Consider the following 16,152-nt stretch of genomic DNA (forward strand, 5'->3'; position numbering starts at 1 on the left):
CTCATGATCAATCCCGTGACGATGGGGATCGGCGGCCTGCGCCAGACGGGGCGGCTGTTCGCCCTAGCCGCTTCCGTGCTCGGCCAGAGTTTCAAACGACCCTTCCAGTTCCGGGAGTTCGTGCAGCAGTTCTGGTTCATCGCGGGCGTGACGATCCTCCCGACCGCGCTGGTCACCATCCCGTTCGGCGCGATCATCTCGCTGCAGGTCGGTTCGCTGACCCAGCAGCTCGGCGCCCAGTCCTTCACCGGCGGTGCGAGCGTGCTCGCCATCGTCCAGCAGGGCAGCCCGATGATCGTCGCGCTGCTGGTGTCGGGGGTCGCCGGTTCGGCGATCGCCGCGGACATCGGTTCGCGGACCATCCGCGAGGAGATCGCGGCCATGGAGGTGCTGGGCGTCTCGCCGATCCAGCGGCTGGTCGTGCCGCGGGTGTGGGCGTGTGTGGCGGTCGCCGTGCTGCTGAACGGGCTGGTGTCCGTGGTCGGCGTGGCGGGCGGCTACTTCTTCAACGTCTACATGCAGTCCGGCACGCCCGGCGCCTACCTGGCCAGCTTCTCGGCGCTCGCACAGCTCCCCGACCTGTACGTCAGTGAGCTGAAGGCCCTGATCTTCGGTTTCCTGGCCGGGGTCGTCGCCTCCTACCGGGGCCTCTACCCGGCCAGCGGACCGAAGGGCGTGGGCGACGCCGTCAACCAGTCCGTCGTCATCACCTTCGTCCTGCTGTTCTTCGTCAACGCCGTGGCCACCGGGATCTACCTCCAGGTCGTCCCGCCGAAGGGAGGCTGAACCGATGGCCGTCCTCGGTATCGGACGTTTCGGAAGGGTCCGGAAGAAACCGGATCCGCTCCGGGTGCTCGACGCGCCCGGCGACCAGCTCCTGTTCTACCTCAAGGCGCTGGCCTGGACGCCCCGCGCGATCCGCCGCTACCCCAAGGAGATCCAGCGGCTGCTGTCGGAGGTCGCCTTCGGCAGCGGCGGGCTGAGCGTCGTCGCGGGAACGATCGGCATCATGGTGTCGATCACCTTCTTCATCGGCATCGTCGTCGGCCTCCAGGGCTACGCGGCGCTCCAGCAGATCGGCACGGCGGCCTTCACGGGCTTCATGTCGGCCTACTTCAACACCCGTGAGATCGCGCCGCTGGTCGCCGGTCTCGCACTCTCCTCGACCGTCGGCGCGGGCTTCACCGCCCAGCTCGGCTCGATGCGGATCAGCGAGGAGATCGACGCGCTCGAGGTGATGGGCATCCCCAGCCTTCCCTACCTCGTCACCACCCGGATCATCGCCGGGACGCTCGCGATCATTCCGCTGTACGCGCTGGGCCTGCTCAGCTCCTACGCCGCCTCACGCGGTGTGACGGTCATCTTCAACGGCCAGTCGGCCGGCACCTACGACCACTATTTCAAGCTGTTCCTGGTGCCCGTCGACGTGCTGCTCTCTTTCTTCAAGGTGTTCATCTTTAGCGTGCTGGTGATTCTCTCGCACTGCTATTACGGGTTCCGTGCGTCCGGCGGACCGGCCGGGGTGGGATCGGCCGTCGGACGCGCGGTCAGAACGTCGATCGTGCTCATCAGTGTCACCGACTTCTTCCTGTCGCTGGCACTGTGGGGCGCGACGACCACGGTGAAGGTGGCCGGATGAACCGGCAGAGGGTCGCGGGACTCGCCTTCATCCTCGTCCCCGCGCTGCTCATCTGGTTGTCGATCGCCGTCTACCAGAAGAAGTTCACCAAGGTCTCGTGGGTCACCATGGAGGCGTCGACGGCCGGTAGCGAGCTCCACCCGCACACCGACGTCAAGTTGCGGGGCGTCGTCGTCGGCGAGGTCCGCTCCATCGACGCCGGAGGCAGCGGTGCCAGGCTCAAGCTGGCGATCAAGCCCGACCAGGTGAAGAACATCCCGGCGAACGTGTCCGCGCAGCTCCTTCCCACCACGCTGTTCGGCACTCGCTACGTCGCTCTGATCTCGCCCGAGCAGCCCAGCCCCGAACGGCTGGTCGCCGGCAGCGTGATCACCGAGGACCGCTCGTCCAACGCCACCGAGATCAAGGAGGTCCTGGACAACCTGCTGCCGCTGCTGCAGTCGATCAAGCCGGCCGAGCTGTCGGCGACGCTCAGCGCGCTCGCCCAGGCCCTCGACGGCCGCGGCGACGACATCGCCGCCACCGTCCGCGACCTCAACCTGTTCCTCAAGAAGCTCAACCCGAACCTGCCGGCTCTGAACCGTGACATCAAAGAGCTGGTCGAGTTCACCCGCAACTTCGAGAACTCGATTCCCGAGCTGGTCGACGCCGTCAAGGACTTCACGTACACGTCCAAGACGATCGCCGATCAGAAGGACGAGCTGAGCAGGCTGTACAGCTCGGTGACGGGCACCTCCCAGGAGCTCACCGCGTTCCTGCGGGAGAACTCCCGGAACCTGATCCGGCTGTCCGCGCACGCCAAGCCGGGGCTCCAGCTGTTCGCGAAGTACTCGCCCGAATTCCCGTGCACCTTCCAGGCCCTCGCCGACTTCGTCCCGAAAATGGACAAGATCCTAGGCAAGGGCACCAAGAATCCCGGTCTTCATGTGAACGTCCATTCCGTCCCCGCCAAGGCCCCCTACCGGCCCGGCAAGGACAAGCCGGTCTACAACGCCAAGAGCGGACCGCGCTGCTACCCCGTGCCCTACACGACGGCCAAGCAGACGAAGGTCGCGGCGGGCGGGCTCGGCATCGGCAACTCGCCGCAGGAGAACCAGCAGGTCAACGAGCTGGTCGCCCCTGGTATCGATGAGCTGCCGTCGGCGCTGCCCGACTGGACGAGCGTGCTGCTCGGCCCCGTGTACCGGGGGAGCGAGGTGCGCGTCTCATGAATGGACGTTCCCTCGTCGGACCGATCGTCCGATCGGCCATCTTCATCGTGGTGACGGTCCTGGCGACCGCCGTCCTGGCGCTGAGCATCGCCCAGCCCGACTCCGGCGCGAAGGACAAGTTCAGCGCGCGCTTCACCAACGCCTCAGGGCTGCGGGTCGGCGACACGGTGCGCATCGCCGGCGTCCAGGTCGGGCAGGTCGACCAGATCAAGGTCGTCGACAAGCGGCTCGCGCAGGTGCGGTTCACCGTCGCGAAGGGCCGCAGGCTGCCGCTGTCCACCACCGCGACGATCAAGTACCTGAACCTGGTCGGCCAGCGGTTCCTCGAGCTCGGCCAGGGCACCGGCGACGTCGGCGACCTCAAGCCCGGCTCGGTCATCCCGGTCGAGCAGACCAGGCCCGCCCTCGACATGACCGAACTGTTCAACGGCTTCCGGCCGCTGTTCCAGGCGCTGTCGCCCGAGGACGTCAACGAGCTGTCCGGCTCGATCATCCAGGTGTTCCAGGGTGAGGGCGGCAGCATGGAGACCCTGCTGACCACACTCGGCTCCCTCAGCAGCACCATCGCGGGACGCAGCGGGGTGATCGGCCAGGTCATCGACAACCTGACGGCCGTCCTCGACGCGGTGAACTCGCGGGGCGACGCCTTCGGCAACCTCATCGGCACCATGGACCAGCTCGTCAAGGGGCTGGCCGCCGACCGCAAGCCGATCGGCGACGCCATCGACTCCATCGACGACCTGGCCGTCGTCACCGCGGGTCTGCTCGAAGAGGCGCGTGCCCCGCTCAAGCAGGACATCTACCAGCTCGGGAAGCTGTCGAAGAACCTCGCCGACCACTCCCCGAAGGTCGACCAGTTCCTGAAGCAGCTTCCGGTGAAGCTGTCGGGGATCACCAGGCTCGGCACCTACGGCTCGTGGCTGAACTTCTTCGTCTGTGAAGCGGACGTCAAGGGCATCGAGTACAAGGACTACCCCGGCGAGACCTCCCCGCTGATCACGGGCATCCCCAACACGGCCACGAGGTGCACGTCGTGAAGTTCAAGCTGAAGCGGCCTGCCCGCAAACCGATCAGGGATCGCAACCCGGTGATCGTCGCGATCGTCGGCCTGACCCTCGCCCTGCTGTTCGGCGCGGTCGCCTACCGCGCCAACGATCTGCCGGTCATCGGCGGCGGCACCACGTACGTCGCCGAGTTCACCGAGTCGGCGGGCCTGCGCGACGGCAACGAGGTGCGCGTCGCCGGGATCAAGGTCGGCACGGTCACCGGGGTCGAGCTCGACCGCGGCAAGGTGAAGGTGTCCTTCCGGGTCAGGAAGACCTGGATCGGCGACGCCACCACCGCCTCGATCGCGATCAAGACACTGCTCGGCGACAAGTACCTGGCCATCGAACCGCTCGGTGACAAGCCCCTCGACCCGAAGGTCCGGATCCCGCTGGGCCGCACGCACGCGCCATATGACGTCGTCGACGCGTTCCAGGGCCTGGCCGACACCCTCGGCAAGATCGACTCCACCCAGTTCGCGACGAGCCTCGGCGTCCTGGCTACCACCTTCCAGAACACCCCGAAGGGTGTGAAGGAATCACTCAACGGCCTTGCCGAACTCTCCAAGACGATCTCCTCCCGCGACGAGCAGCTCGCCCGGCTGCTGGCCGACACCAAGAAGCTGTCGGGCACCCTCGCCGACCGCGGCACCGAGATCGAATCCCTGATCAAGAACGGTGATCTGCTCCTCGGCGAGCTGCAGAAGCGGCGGCAGGCGATCCACAACCTGCTCGTCGGTTCGCGGAAGCTCGGCGTCCAGCTCTCGGGCCTGGTCGACGACAACAACGCCCAGCTCAAGCCGGCGCTCACCGAGCTCGGCAAGGTCACCGACATCCTCCAGCGCAACCAGGACAACCTCGACAAGGCGCTCGCCCTCACCGCCCCCTACGCCACGGTGATCGGCAACGCGCTGGGCAACGGCCCCTGGATGGAGGGCTACCTGTGCGGCCTGGTCACCAAGGAGACGGCGCCCGACGCCGTGCCCGCGACCGGGTGCATGCCTCCCAAGCAAGGCGGTAACTGATGCTCAAGAAGCTGAGCTCCTGGGCCTTCGTCGCGATCGTCGCGGTGCTCGTGGTCGCGGGCGGCGTGATGATCCTGCCGTCGCCGCCCGGCACGAAGGTCACCGCCTACTTCACCGCGACGATCGGCGTCTACCCCGGCTCCGACGTCCGCGTCCTCGGGGTGCGGGTCGGCCGGATCGAGTCGATCACCCCCGAAGGACAGCGCGTCAAGGTCGTCCTGGACGTGGACCACGGGGTGGATCTGCCCGCCGAGCCGAAGGCCGCCGTGGTCACCCCCAGCATCGTCTCCGACCGGTACATCCAGCTCGTGCCCGCCTACAGCGACGGGCCGAAGATGGCGCCGGGCCACGTCATCGAGGAGAAGGACACCCGCACTCCGATCGAGCTCGACCAGATCTACGAGGGCCTCCAGTCGCTCGCCCAGGAGCTTGGCCCCAACGGGATCAACAAGAACGGGGCTCTCTCGGAGGCCATCAAGGTCGGTGCGAAGAACCTGAACGGCAACGGTCAGGACCTGCGGACCGTCATCGAGGAGTTCAGCAAGGCCAGCAAGACCCTCGCTGATTCCAAGGGCGACCTGTTCGCCACCGTCGACAACCTCCAGAAGTTCGTGGCGATGCTGAAGAAGAACGACAGCAGTATTCGTGCGGCGGAGAACAAGCTGGCGGTCGTCGCCAAGTTCCTCGCCGACGACCGGGCCGAGATCGGGGCGTCGCTCGACCAGCTCTCCGACGCGCTGGTCAAGGTCAAGGGGTTCATCACCGACAACCGCGAACTGATCCGCTCCAACGTCGACAAGCTCGCCGACATCACCGGGGTGCTGGTCAAGCAGCGCAAGGCCCTCGCCACCACGCTGGACGTGCTGCCGCTGGACGCCGACAACCTGCTGCGCGCCTACAACCCGGCCACCCGGACGCTCAGCGCCCGCGGCAACCTCCTGGAACTCCAGAAGGGCATGGGCTCCTTCGCCAACAAGACGGCCGCCGGGGGCGCCTGCCCCACGGAGGGCCCGGCCTCCCCGGCCTGCCAGCGCAAGGCGAGCCTGAAGCCGGTCTCGCAGAACCAGGCCGCGGGGCTGCCGCCGATGGCGCTGCCCGCCATCGGATTCGTGTACGGAGCGGGGGCGGGACTGTGAAGCGCCGGATCGCGACCCTCGCGGCGGCCGTCCTGCTGACGGCCGGCTGCTCGTCGCTGCCCACCATGCAGGAGGTGCCGCTGCCCGGCGGCGCCGACGTCGGCGACCACCCCTACAAGGTGGTCGCGGAGTTCGAGAACGTGCTCAGCCTCGTCCCGCAGTCCGCGGTCAAGGTGAACGACGTCCCGGTCGGCCGGGTCATCCGCATCGAGCTGCCCACCGACGGCTGGACCGCGAAGGTCGAGCTGATCGTCAACGGGGACGTCAAGCTGCCCGCCAACGCGTTCGCCCGGCTCGACCAGTCGAGCCTCCTCGGTGAGAAGTTCATCCAGCTCTCCGCGCCGCCCCAGGGCGGCACCGGCAGCCTCACCGACGGCGCGGTGATCCCGCTCGACCGCACCAACCGCAACGCGGAGGTCGAAGAGGTGTTCGGCGCGATGTCGCTGCTGCTCAACGGCGGTGGCATCAGCCAGATGCAGACCATCACCCGGGAGCTCAACAAGGCGTTCGGCGGGGAGAACGGCCAGCAGTTCAAGGTGCTGATCAAGCGGGTCACCACGATGCTGTCGTCGCTGAACGGCAACAAGAAGGCGATCGTCGACGCCATCGACGGCCTGAACCGGCTCTCGGCGAACCTCGCGAGCCGCAAGCAGGAGATCAGCGAGTCCATCGACGATCTCGGCCCCGGCCTGAAGGTTCTGGACGAGCAGCGCGCCGCGATGGTCCGGATGCTGCGCTCGCTGGAGCGGCTGTCGGGGATCGCCTCCACCACGATCAGGAAGAGCAAGGCCGACATGGTCGCCGACCTCAAGGCGCTCGAACCGACGCTGCGCAGGCTCGCCCAGTCCGGTGCGGACCTGCCCAACGCGCTGGAAGCGCTGTTCACGTTCCCCTTCACCGACGCCGTCGGCCCCGCGATCAAGGGCGACTACCTCAACGTCTACCTGAGCATCACCGCGGTGCCCGGCAGCACTGAGGTCATCCCGCCGATCGCGCCGCTGTCCCTGCCGAACACCGGGGGGCAGTGATGCTGACCCTCGGTACCAAGATCAAGAACATTCTGTTCGTGATCATCGGTGCGATCGCGATCGCCAATATCGGGCTGAACTACGCCGATCTCGGGCGCTACGTCGGCTACCAGAACTACTACACCGTCAACGTCGACCTGGAGCAGGGTGGCGGTCTGCTGACCAACGCCGACGTCAGCTACCGCGGCATCTCGGTCGGCAGGGTCGGGCCGATGCGCCTCACCGAGACCGGGATCATCGCCGAGCTGCGCATCCGCAAGGGCGCCCCGAAGATCCCCGTGGACGCGGACGCGATCGTCGCCAGCCGCTCCGCGGTCGGTGAGCAGTACCTCGACCTGCGGCCCAAGTCGTCGGCCGGACCCTTCCTCGCCGAAGGCGCCGTCATCGAACGGGCCAGGACCACGATCCCCAGGCCTGTCACCGATCTGCTGGTGAACCTCAACACCGTCGCCAAGTCGGTGCCGCTGGACGACCTGAACGTCCTCATCACCGAGCTCGGGACGGCGTTCTCCGGGCAGGGCCCCAACCTGCAGGCGCTGCTCGACAACACCCGCAGCTTCATCGCCGAGGCCAACAAGCACAGCGACCAGTTCACGCAGCTCGTCGTCGACTCCGAGACCGTCCTGCACACGCAGAACGTCGAGGCGTCGGCCTTCGCGACCTTCGCGAAGAGCGCGAAGCTGCTCAGCCAGCAGCTCCGCACCTCCGACCCCGACCTCAAACGGCTCATCGCGGCGACCCCGGTCGCGGGGGAGCAGCTCGTCGGGCTGCTCCGCGACACCGACCCCGAGCTGGGCGTCCTGGTGGCGAACCTGCTGACCACCTCCGACGTGGTGCTCTCCCGCAAGCAGGGCCTGCAGCAGCTCCTGGTGAAGATCCCCGCCGCGATCTCGGTCGGCAACAGCGTGGTCAGCGACGGCAAGCTCAACATGAGCCTGGTCACCACGTTCTTCAACCCGCTGCCCTGTACCCAGGGGTACGGCAAGACCAAGTACCGCAACGGACTCGACACCTCCGCGGGCCCCGCGCTCAACACGGGCGCGACCTGCACGATGCCGCCGTCCACCGGGGTCGAGGTGCGCGGTCCCGGCAACGCGCCGAAGGGCGGCCCGCTGCCGCCCGCCGCCAAGCCAGGCGACGGTGCCGGCGCCAACACGCGGCTGGCCGGGGCGCTCAGCCTGCCGGCCCTGCCGGACCGGACGCAGCCCGATCTGGCCGCACTGCTCGGGATGGGAGTCCGATGATCGGAAGAGTGCTGATCGTCGCCGCGCTGGTGTTCCTCGGCTGGTCCGGCTGGAGCTGGTTCCAGCCGGCGGACGGTCCCGAACAGCAGCTCGGCGACTCCCGGGAGCTGGTGCTCAGCCAGGGCTCCCGGCAGATCGCGACCCTCAACACGATGGACCACGCCACCGTCGAGGCCGGGCTCAAGTCCTGGCGCGACGCCGCCACCGGCCCGCTCCTCGCGCAGCTCGGCCGCGACGAGGCCGACAACCGGAAGCTGGTCGCGACCGGCAAGACCACCGCCGTCGGCACGGTGACCGAAGCCGCGGTGCTCTCGCTCGACGACCGGGCGGGACGTGCCGTCCTCATCGCCTCGGTCAAGATCGACCTGACCGCGCCGAACACCCCGCCCAGCGATCAGCGCAAACGGTACGAGGCCGGGCTGGAGCGCACCGCTGACGGCTGGAAGCTCTCATCTCTCTCCATGATCCCGGTCGACGGACGCTGAGGCAGGGACCATGACCATGACCGAAAAGGACCAGCAGGCCATCGAGCCGGACCGGACGGCGACGTCCCCCGTGCGCAGACGCCGCCGTCCGGTCCTCACCTGGACCCAGCTCGCCGTCGCACTCCTCATCGCGCTGACGGCCGCCGGGCTGCTCTTCCTGCCCGAACGGCCGGGCGCGAGCCCGGCGGCGGACAACCATTCGCTGATCGACGTCGCGGCCACCGAACAGGTGATCACGGAGGTCGGCGACGGCCTGGTGAAGGTGCTCTCCTACACGCCCGACACGCTCGCCGCGACCGAGCAGGCCGCCACGACCCTTCTGGAGGGCCGCGCCGCCGAGCAGTACAAGCAGCTCTTCGGCACCCTCCGCACCCAGGTGCCCGCCCAGAAGCTGACCCTGTCCACCCGCGTCGTCCGGGCCGGGGTGAACGAGCTGACCGCCGACAAGGCGCGGCTGCTGTTCTTCCTCGACCAGACCCAGACCAAGGCCGGCAAGCCCGCCGGCACCCTCCCCGCCCAGCTCTCGGTCTCCGCCGTCCGCCGCGACGGCCGATGGCTGATCACCGAGATCGCGTCCCGCTGAAGGTGGCCTCCATGGCACAGAAGACCAAACGGAAGACCACCGCGCAGAACCGGCCCAAGCCGAAGCCGGGCGCGAAGCCCGCGCCCGCCGCCAAAGCCAAGGCGCCCGCCAAGGCCGAAGCAGCCCCCAAGGCCGAGGCGGTCGAAGCGGAGCCCGCACCCAAGACCGCGGCGGTGGCCGAGCCGGCGGAGCCGAAGGGGCGCGATCGGCTCCGCTGGGCCTCGGCCGCCCTCGCCCTGGCCGCGTTGGCCTGCGCGATCTGGACGGGCCAGGGCTGGTACGCCGCCGCCCACGACACCGACCTGCGCTACTCCGAGGTCCGCGACGAGGTGCTGGCCGCCGCCAGCCAGCAGATCCAAAACCTCGGCACCCTCGACCACCGCACCGCCGAGGCCGACCTGAACCGCTGGCAGGACGCCTCGACCGGAGCCCTCTACCAGCAGATCGTCCAGGGCCGCACCAGCGCTCTGGCGGCGCTCGCCGAGGCCAAGACCGTGACCACCGCGAAGGTGCTCGAACTCGGCCTCACCGAACTGGATGACCACGCGGGCAAGGCCCGGCTGCTGGTCGCCGAGTCACTGAGCATCACTCCGCCGAGTGGCGCGCCCCAGCTCAAGTTCCGCCGGCTGATCGCCGAGCTGACCAGAACGGCCACCGGCTGGAAGGTCAGCGGCCTGGGCGAACCCCCCACCCCGACGCAGTAAGGCAGACCATGGCCACCCAGACCAGCCGCCTGACCGGCCGCTCGACCAGCCCCTCGAACGCTCCTCTGCTCACCCCGCTGCCCGTGTTGCTCACCGTCGCGGCGCTGCTGCTGGCGGCGTTCGCGTTCTGGTCGCACGGCCGTGCGGAGACCCTGATCGGTACCCCGGCGGCGCAGAATGCCGCGCTCACCGACGCCGTCCGGACCAGCGAGCTCAAGGGCCAGATCACCGACGCGGTGAACACGGCCTTCTCCTACAACTACGCCGACCCCGGCAAGGCTGAGACCGCAGCGAAACGCCTGCTCACCGGCGAGGCGGTCCAGCAGTACGACGGGATGTTCAGCGTCGTCCGGAAGGAGGCCGTCAAACTGCAGCTCGTCCTGACCATGACGGTCACCGACAGCTCCGTCGTCCGCCTGGACGGCGACCAGGCCCGGATGTTGATCTTCGCCGATCAGTCCAGCACCAGCGTCGCCAAGGACAAGCACCAGTACGGCTCCTCGATGCTCGGCCTCGACCTGCTCCGCCGCGACGGCCACTGGCAGATCACGGCGATCGACACCTTCGGAGCGTCCTGAATGCTCGCCCATGAGCGGATCGGCTCGGGAGAGCCGGTCGTGCTCCTGCACGGCATCGCCCACCGCAGGCAGGCCTGGTACCCGCTGGTCGAGCTGCTGGCCCCGCACCGGGAGCTGATCCTGGTCGATCTGCCGGGGCACGGCGAGTCGCCGAAGCTGCGCGGCGCGGGACTGCATCCCGGCAAGGCGATCCTGGAGGAGCTGCGCCAGTTCATCAAGGAGCTGGGCGTCGGCAAGCCCCACGTGGTGGGGAACTCGATCGGCGGCCGGTTCGCGCTGGAGCTGGGCGAGGTCGGCGCCGTCCGGAGCGTCACCGCGCTGTCGCCCGGCGGTTTCTGGTACGGCCCCGCGGACTTCGCGTACACGCTGAGCCTGTTCGGGGCCGTCATGGGCGTCGCGACGGTCCTGTCGCCGTTCGCGCGGATGCTGACCCGCTCCGAGCTGGGGCGGATGCTGCTTTTCTTCTGGATCCACCACCACCCGACCCGGCTGGACCCCGACCGCGCCTACGGCGACTTCCGGGCACTGCTGCGGGCCCGGCCGACCCTGCTGCGGTTCATCACGGAGTACCCGCCGTGCCGTCCCGGAATCTCAAAAAATATTCCGGTGAGCATCGCGTGGGCCGACCTGGACATGGTGCTGCCGCGTTACCAGTCACATGTGGCAAAACGTGAGCTGCCCGATGCTCGGCATATGATGCTGCGGCGCTGCGGACACGTCCCGATGACGGATGATCCGGAGACCGTGGCCGCGTTCATCCTGCAAGGGACGCGTTCCCCGGGACGGCCGGTGTAACAGAATTCCCGCCCGATGCGCTTTCCGAGACATAAGGGAAAGGCGGTAGGGCATGGGAATGCTCCAGGGAATTTTGGATTATGAGTCTAATAGGGAGACCCTGGATCAATTGGTGAGGGTATTCCGCCCGCAGCTGTCGGAAATAGCGCGTCTCGGCGTCAAGGCGATCGAGACGCAGGTGCCGGAGTACGTGCGCCCGCACGACCCCCGGTACTCCGAGGTCATGCAGCTCGCGGTCGAGTACTCCGTCGGCCACTGGTTCGATCTGATCGCCGACCCCGAGGCCGACTCCACCGAGGTCCTCCGGTTCTTCCGGGAGCTGGGCGTCGGCGAGGCCAGGGAAGGCCGCAACAGCCTCGAGACGTGGCAGATGGCCGCGCGGCTCGCCACCAGGGTGACCGTCGACTTCATCAGCCAGCGGGCCCCCGAGGAGGGGTTCGACATGACGGGGCAGCTCGTCGCGCAGATCACCGCGTCGGTGCTGACCTACATCGACGTGCTGGCCGCCGCGGTCTCCAGCGGCTACGCCGAGGCCAACGCCCGCGAGGTGGGCGAGTTCCAGGGCCGCCGCCGGCGGCTGCTGGAGCTGCTGCTCGTCCCGGAACCGGAGCTGAAGGAGATCCGCGACCTCGCCCAGAAGACCGACTGGGCGCTGCCGCAGCACGTGGCGGTGGTCGCGGTGCTGGAGCGGGACGGGCTGAACGCCCGCAGGCCGGCGCTGCCGTCGGAGGTCCTGGTCGGGCTCCATCTCGACCGGCCGTGCCTGGTCGTCCCCGACCCGGACGGCCCAGGGCGTCGCAAGATGCTCGAACACGGATTGAAGGACTGGATCGCGGTCGCCGGGCCGACCGTCCCGCTCACCGAGGCGTACCGCTCCGCCGACTGGGCCGGTCAGGGTCTGGGCCTCGCGCGGCGGGGTCTCGTGCCGACCGGGGAGTTGGTGATCGCGACGGAGCATCTGCCGTCGCTGGTGATCCTCCGGCAGGAGGATCTGGTGAGCCAGGTGGCGGAGCGCAGGCTCGGCCCGCTGCTCGGCCTGCGGCCCCGGCAGCGCCAGGTTCTGGCCCGTACCCTGCTGGCCTGCCTGGAGTCGGGGTTCAACGCCACCGAGGTGGCCACCCGGCTCCACATGCACGCCCAGACCATCCGCTACCGCGTGCGGCAGCTCGAAGGACTGCTGGGCGACGGCATGTACGACCCCGCCCAGCGGCTGGAACTCCACATGGTGTTGCACGGGTGGCTCACCCTCAACCCCGAGGGGTCGGAAGAGGACTAACCCTGGCCCCGCGCCTCGGCGCGGGCCTTCTGGGCGGCGCGGCGCTCTTCGAACTTCGTGGCGGCGTCGTCGAGGTTCTGCATGAACGCCGCCAGCTCGATCCTGGCCTGCTCACCCTCGGCGTCCAGACCCTCGATGTCCCAGACGTTCCAGAACCGCAGGACGGGGGAGAGCACCTCGTCGTGGTGCAGGCGCAGGTCGTAGATGCCGGCCTTCGCGATCTGCACGGACTTGCGCAGGAAGCCGTCGATGGCGTGGCCGGGCATCTGGAAGTCGCGGACCACGTCCCTGACCTTGACCATCGTCGACGACGCGTCGACCTCGAACGCCGCCTTCAGCAGGTTCCGGTAGAAGATCATGTGCAGGTTCTCGTCCTTGGCGACGCGGTTCATCATGGCGTCGCAGAACGGGTCGCCCGACACGCGGCCGGTGTTGCGGTGCGAGACCCGGGTGGCGAGCTCCTGGAAGGAGACGTAGGCCAGGCCGCGGAAGGCGTCGGTGCCGTGGGCGGCGGTGTAGCCCTCCTGCATGTGGTGCATCCGGGCGCGTTCCAGGGCGATCGGGTCGATGGCCCGGGTCACCGTCAGGTAGTCGCGGATCACGATGCCGTGCCGGTTCTCCTCGGCCGTCCAGCGGTTGGCCCACCAGGCCCAGGCGCTGTCGTCGGGGAGGGTCAGCCGCAGCGACGCGTGGTAGCCGGGCAGGTTGTCCTCGGTCAGCAGGTTGACCAGCAGCGCCTCACGGGACTCGGGGCTGACCTTGGAGTCGCCCGGCTCCCAGCCCTCGCCGCCCATCGGGCCGTCGTAGTCGCGGCCCTGGCTCCACGGCACGAACTGGTGCGGGAACCACTCGTCGGCGACCTTCATATGGCGGTCGATCTCCTGGGCGACGACCGGTTCGAGCTCGGTGAGGAGCTCGACGTCCGTTCGGGAGGGGGGAGAGGTGAGCGTCATGGTCAGGAGCCCTTCGATGGGATGGAGCGGAGGGGATGAAACGGTCGATTACGGCAGGCTAAAGATGTTGCCGGGTAGATCGCTGTGGCGCCAGTCACTCAGGTCATGAAGTGTGCCGGGAACTTTGGCACCGGCGTCACTGATCGGCGCGAGCTTGTGGGACGCAGGGTCCCGTAGTGAGTTGAACAATGATCGCGGACCTCAGATTGCTCCAAAGCTGACAAGCGATCTCCCGGTGGCTGGGTGACGCTGTAGGACCCCGTGTGTCACAGAGGAGCCGCATGACCACCCCACCCCCCTTTGACGCCAAACCCTTCGAGGCCATCCCCTTCCGACTAGCCCGCCACCTGCGCAAAGACCTGTCCCGGGTCGGTGAGGAGATCATCCGCGAACTGCACGAGGACGAGCCCGACTGGTGTGATCCGGCCGCCGCGGCCCGGGTCAGGGAACGGGTGATGACCGGGCTCGTGAACTTCGCGGACCTGCTCGAGGACCCGCACGGCGCCTGGGCACGCCAGGTGCAGAGCTACATCGACCTGGGCAAGCGGATGGCGCGCGAAGGACGCGGCCTCGACGAGCTCCACCACGCGCTGCGCCAGGCCGGGCGGGCCATGTTCCGGAGCGTCAAGGACGAGCTGGACGCCCTGGACATCGACCGGCTCACCATCGGGCTGCTGGCCGACGCCCAGTTCAGCTATATGGACGCCGTGACGGCCGCCGTCCGGGTCGGTCACGAGTCCGAGGGGGAGGCCTCGCCCGAGGTCCTGGCCCGCCGCAGGGCCGCGCTGATCTCGCTGCTGCTGACCGAGCCGGGCCCGGACCGGGAGGCGATCCAGCAGGCCGCGGAGAAGGCCCGCTGGATGGTGCCGAAGACCGTCTCCGCGGCCGTCCTGGCGCCGCGCGACCGCTCCCACCACGCGCCCCGGCTGCTCCCCGACGGGCTGATCGTCGACTGGGGCCGCAACCAGCCCTGCATCCTGATCCCCGACCCCGACGGCCCCGGCCGCAACAACCTGCTGGCGCCGCTGCTGCGCGACTGGACCGTGATCGTCGGGATGCCGGTCCCGGTCGAGCGGGCCGCCGAATCCCACCGCTGGGCCCGCGAGACGCTCTCGCTGGTCGACCGCGGCGTCATCGACGACGACCGGCTCGTGCACTGCGCCGACCACGTCACGACCCTGGTCATGTTCGGGGCGAAGAACCTCCTCGACGCCATGGCCACCACCCGGCTGGCGCCGTTGGACGACCTCCCCGTCGTCCAGCGGGAACGGCTCACCGAGACCCTGCTGTCGCTGCTGTCGCACAACTTCAACGCCACCGAGGCGGGCCGCCGGATGCACGTCCACCCCCAGACGGTCCGCTACCGGTTCCGCCAGCTCGAGAAGCTGTTCGGCAAGGATCTGTCCGACCCGCAGCGCTGCCTGGAGATCGAGATGATCCTCAGGACCAGAAGCGTGCTGAGCCGCGCCGCCGCCGTCTGATCTGCGCGGTCTAATCTGCCAGGATCCGGGTGATGTTGCCGACCATGCGGAGCGTCGAGGCGTCGACGAGCCGCTGGACGAGGAGGGCCGCCGGGCTGCCCGGCGGCTCGACCGACAGGATCCAGTCGAGCTTGCCGGCGATCACCGGATCGTAGGCGGCGACCCCGACCAGCATGGTCGCGAACTGGACCTGCATGAGGACCTCGACCCGGTGGCGGGACTGGCTGCGCTCGCGGAGCCAGTCCATGGCCGTCCACTCCAGCCCCGCCATCCAGGCCTGGAGCCCGATCCGCAGGGCCGGGGTGGGCTCGGCCATCCCCAGGGTCCGGTAGGTCTGCTCGAACACCAGGCCGCGGACGTCGCCCGCCAGCCGGATCGCCTCCTGCGACGGGACGTGGGTGCTCATCTGGATGATGTCGGCGTACCCGACGCCGAACTCCTCCAGGAAGTCGAAGTAGACCGCGATCCGCTGGGCGAGCTGCTCGGACGGCGAGCCGCCGTCGACCGCGTCCAGCCGGGCGATCAGCTCCTCGGCGAGGGTGCGCATCGAGGCCAGGTACAGCTCGCCCTTGTCGTCGAAGTGCCGGTAGAGCGAGGAGCGGGAGGTTCCGGCGGCGGCGGCGATCTCGTCGATCGACACCTCTTCTTCCGACTGCTTCCCGAACAGGTTGATCGCCGCGTTGATGATCTCTTCGCGGCGCTGGTCGGCGGCCAGTCGGCGGTAGGGCTGGCGCTTGCGGATCGGCTCCGTCACGCGCGTATCCTAGTTGGTCTTTGTACTTTCTGTGGCGAAGTGTCCAGTGGAGCCGCAGAACCCGTGTCTCCGGCGGCGGGATCGTGACCGCCTATCCTGAGCGGATGCCAGCCCAGCCGACGCCCGCCCCGCCGCTCCGCGGCGGCGATCTGCCGATCGGCGCCGTCCTGCCCGAGCTGGCGCAGGCCCTGGCCGGGGGAGTGGCGGTGCTGACCGC

Annotated in this window: 17 protein-coding genes; 15 read left to right on the plus strand and 2 right to left on the minus strand. The window is 68.7% G+C overall.

Translation table 11 applies throughout. The annotated features are described in order from the left end of the window. Positions 1-21 precede the first annotated feature (21 nt). From ACYVE7_RS03805 to ACYVE7_RS03870, 14 genes are all read left to right on the plus strand, one after another. Entirely contained in the window at positions 22-786 is a 765-nt protein-coding gene (locus tag ACYVE7_RS03805) for an MlaE family ABC transporter permease (protein WP_460363126.1), read from the plus strand. A gap of 4 nt (positions 787-790) precedes the next feature. Then, the gene (locus tag ACYVE7_RS03810) at positions 791-1,639 is read left to right on the plus strand and encodes an MlaE family ABC transporter permease (protein ID WP_460363109.1); all 849 of its coding nucleotides are present in this window, start codon (positions 791-793) and stop codon (positions 1,637-1,639) included. After that, positions 1,636-2,850 (plus strand): MCE family protein, encoded by a 1,215-nt coding sequence (locus ACYVE7_RS03815; protein WP_460363110.1) that lies wholly within the window; start codon positions 1,636-1,638, stop codon positions 2,848-2,850. Before ACYVE7_RS03810 ends, ACYVE7_RS03815 begins: the two co-directional genes overlap by 4 nt. Next, positions 2,847-3,887, plus strand: coding sequence for an MCE family protein (locus ACYVE7_RS03820; protein ID WP_460363111.1), 1,041 nt, complete (start codon positions 2,847-2,849; stop codon positions 3,885-3,887). The genes ACYVE7_RS03815 and ACYVE7_RS03820 overlap by 4 nt, the downstream gene beginning before the upstream one ends. Continuing rightward, positions 3,884-4,918: an MCE family protein gene (locus ACYVE7_RS03825; protein ID WP_460363112.1), complete on the plus strand. Its 1,035-nt coding sequence runs from the start codon at positions 3,884-3,886 to the stop codon at positions 4,916-4,918. Before ACYVE7_RS03820 ends, ACYVE7_RS03825 begins: the two co-directional genes overlap by 4 nt. After that, a complete protein-coding gene (locus ACYVE7_RS03830; RefSeq protein ID WP_460363113.1) occupies positions 4,918-6,054 on the plus strand; it encodes an MCE family protein in 1,137 nt (378 codons plus the stop codon). The genes ACYVE7_RS03825 and ACYVE7_RS03830 overlap by 1 nt, the downstream gene beginning before the upstream one ends. After that, the gene (locus ACYVE7_RS03835) at positions 6,051-7,082 is read left to right on the plus strand and encodes an MCE family protein (protein WP_460363114.1); all 1,032 of its coding nucleotides are present in this window, start codon (positions 6,051-6,053) and stop codon (positions 7,080-7,082) included. The genes ACYVE7_RS03830 and ACYVE7_RS03835 overlap by 4 nt, the downstream gene beginning before the upstream one ends. Next, entirely contained in the window at positions 7,082-8,326 is a 1,245-nt protein-coding gene (locus tag ACYVE7_RS03840) for an MCE family protein (RefSeq protein ID WP_460363115.1), read from the plus strand. The genes ACYVE7_RS03835 and ACYVE7_RS03840 overlap by 1 nt, the downstream gene beginning before the upstream one ends. Beyond that, positions 8,323-8,811 carry a hypothetical protein gene (locus ACYVE7_RS03845; protein ID WP_460363116.1) on the plus strand — a complete coding sequence of 163 codons (489 nt, stop codon included), beginning with the start codon at positions 8,323-8,325 and terminating at the stop codon, positions 8,809-8,811. Before ACYVE7_RS03840 ends, ACYVE7_RS03845 begins: the two co-directional genes overlap by 4 nt. A gap of 10 nt (positions 8,812-8,821) precedes the next feature. Then, positions 8,822-9,394 (plus strand): hypothetical protein, encoded by a 573-nt coding sequence (locus tag ACYVE7_RS03850; protein ID WP_460363117.1) that lies wholly within the window; start codon positions 8,822-8,824, stop codon positions 9,392-9,394. An 11-nt stretch (positions 9,395-9,405) separates the two neighbouring features. Then, positions 9,406-10,098, plus strand: coding sequence for a hypothetical protein (locus tag ACYVE7_RS03855; RefSeq protein ID WP_460363118.1), 693 nt, complete (start codon positions 9,406-9,408; stop codon positions 10,096-10,098). 8 nt (positions 10,099-10,106) lie between these two features. Beyond that, entirely contained in the window at positions 10,107-10,676 is a 570-nt protein-coding gene (locus ACYVE7_RS03860) for a hypothetical protein (RefSeq protein ID WP_460363119.1), read from the plus strand. Further along, positions 10,677-11,471 (plus strand): alpha/beta fold hydrolase, encoded by a 795-nt coding sequence (locus ACYVE7_RS03865; protein WP_460363120.1) that lies wholly within the window; start codon positions 10,677-10,679, stop codon positions 11,469-11,471. A gap of 112 nt (positions 11,472-11,583) precedes the next feature. After that, positions 11,584-12,747 carry a PucR family transcriptional regulator gene (locus ACYVE7_RS03870; protein WP_460363121.1) on the plus strand — a complete coding sequence of 388 codons (1,164 nt, stop codon included), beginning with the start codon at positions 11,584-11,586 and terminating at the stop codon, positions 12,745-12,747. Here the strand turns inward: ACYVE7_RS03870 and ACYVE7_RS03875 are convergent. Then, entirely contained in the window at positions 12,744-13,700 is a 957-nt protein-coding gene (locus ACYVE7_RS03875; RefSeq protein ID WP_460363122.1) for an acyl-ACP desaturase, read from the minus strand. The genes ACYVE7_RS03870 and ACYVE7_RS03875 overlap by 4 nt on opposite strands. Positions 13,701-13,981: 281 nt before the next feature. Between ACYVE7_RS03875 and ACYVE7_RS03880 the strand changes: the two genes are divergently transcribed. Then, positions 13,982-15,181, plus strand: a complete 1,200-nt coding sequence (locus tag ACYVE7_RS03880) for a PucR family transcriptional regulator (RefSeq protein ID WP_460363123.1) — start codon at positions 13,982-13,984, stop codon at positions 15,179-15,181. A gap of 10 nt (positions 15,182-15,191) precedes the next feature. On the opposite strand, the gene ACYVE7_RS03885 is transcribed toward ACYVE7_RS03880, so the two are convergent. Continuing rightward, on the minus strand, positions 15,192-15,935 hold the full coding sequence (locus ACYVE7_RS03885; protein ID WP_460363124.1) for a TetR/AcrR family transcriptional regulator: 744 nt from the start codon (positions 15,933-15,935) through the stop codon (positions 15,192-15,194). Positions 15,936-16,152: the final 217 nt, after the last annotated feature.

This window comes from Actinocorallia lasiicapitis (assembly GCF_054778695.1).